This window comes from Bacillus sp. 7884-1, from assembly GCF_002272245.1.
Classification (GTDB): Bacteria; Bacillota; Bacilli; order Bacillales; family Cytobacillaceae; genus Neobacillus.
Map to the genome: position 1 here is coordinate 1 of NZ_NPDD01000202.1, position 1,352 is coordinate 1,352.

Annotated in this window: 1 protein-coding gene; it reads right to left on the reverse strand. The window is 44.4% G+C overall.

Going from position 1 to position 1,352, the window contains the following annotated elements; translation table 11 throughout:
• Positions 1-126: 126 nt before the first annotated feature.
• A complete protein-coding gene (locus tag CHI06_RS22525; RefSeq protein ID WP_095250807.1) occupies positions 127-1,302 on the reverse strand; it encodes an acetyl-CoA C-acetyltransferase in 1,176 nt (391 codons plus the stop codon).
• Positions 1,303-1,352: the final 50 nt, after the last annotated feature.

Genomic DNA, 1,352 nt, shown 5'->3' on the forward strand with positions numbered 1-1,352 from the left:
CATTGAATTTTACATCCTCGAATCCGCCCACGCACGAAGAAAATGCGATAGCATTTTCGAGGAGTCTCGCACCTTCCGCTCCAATCATCATAGTTCTCATATTTACACTGAGTTTTAAATGCATTTTTATAAAAGTTCGAAGACTCCAGCTGCGCCCATTCCGCCGCCTATACACATGGTTACTACTCCGAATTGTTGGTTGCGGCGTTTTAATTCATGGATTAGGGTTAAGGTTAGCTTTGCACCTGTACATCCAAGTGGATGACCTAGTGCGATTGCTCCGCCATTTACATTTACCTTTTCTTCGTCTAAGCCAAGCTCGCGAATTACTTGAAGGGATTGTGAAGCAAATGCTTCATTTAATTCAAAAAGATTGATATCAGATAGCTCTAATCCTGCTAACTTAACAGCTTTTGGTACGGCTACTACAGGTCCAACTCCCATAATTTCCGGTGGTACACCTCCGACTGCAAACGATCTGAATTTTGCTAATGGCTTTAATCCGAGTGCTTCTGCTTTTTCACGGTCCATAATCATTAAAGCCGCTGCACCATCACTTGTTTGTGAAGCATTACCGGCCGTAACCGAACCTGTCACAGAGAAAGCAGGTCGAAGTTTCGCTAATGATTGCAGGTTAGTATCTGGACGTACACCTTCATCTTGAGAAAACTGAATCGTTCTTTCTACTAACTTATTGTCATTTCCTATAGTACGGTGGGTAACTTCAACTGGGACGATTTCGTCTACGAATTTTCCCTCTTGAATGGCCTTAGCAGCTTTTTGATGACTTCGAACGGCAAATGCATCTTGATCCTCACGAGAAATACCATATTTCTTGGCTACTTCTTCGGCTGTATGACCCATTCCCATATAGTACTCTGGAGCTGTTTCTGCTAATTTGACATTTGGACGAACCACATGCCCCATCATTGGAATTAGACTCATGGATTCTGCCCCGCCAGCAATCGCCGTATCAGTGTGTCCGAGCATAATCCCTTGTGCTGCATAGGCAATCGCCTGCAGACCAGATGAACAAAAACGATTAATGGTGATGGCTGGTACTGTGTGCGGCAGCCCTGCTAATGCACCAATATTCCGAGCCATATTATTCCCCTGCTCTGCTTCTGGCATCGCACAGCCAATGATTAAATCATCAATATTTCCTTCGTAATTTCCGGCGCGCTTTAATGTTTCTTTGACAACCAATGCTCCCAAATCATCAGGGCGAACATGGGCAAGCGTTCCTTTCTTCGCTTTACCTACCGGGGTCCGTGCTCCGGCTACGATTACCGCTTCTCTCATTTCATTCCCTCTCTTTCCTTGTATATTAGCAATCTATTTGTCTAGCTTCA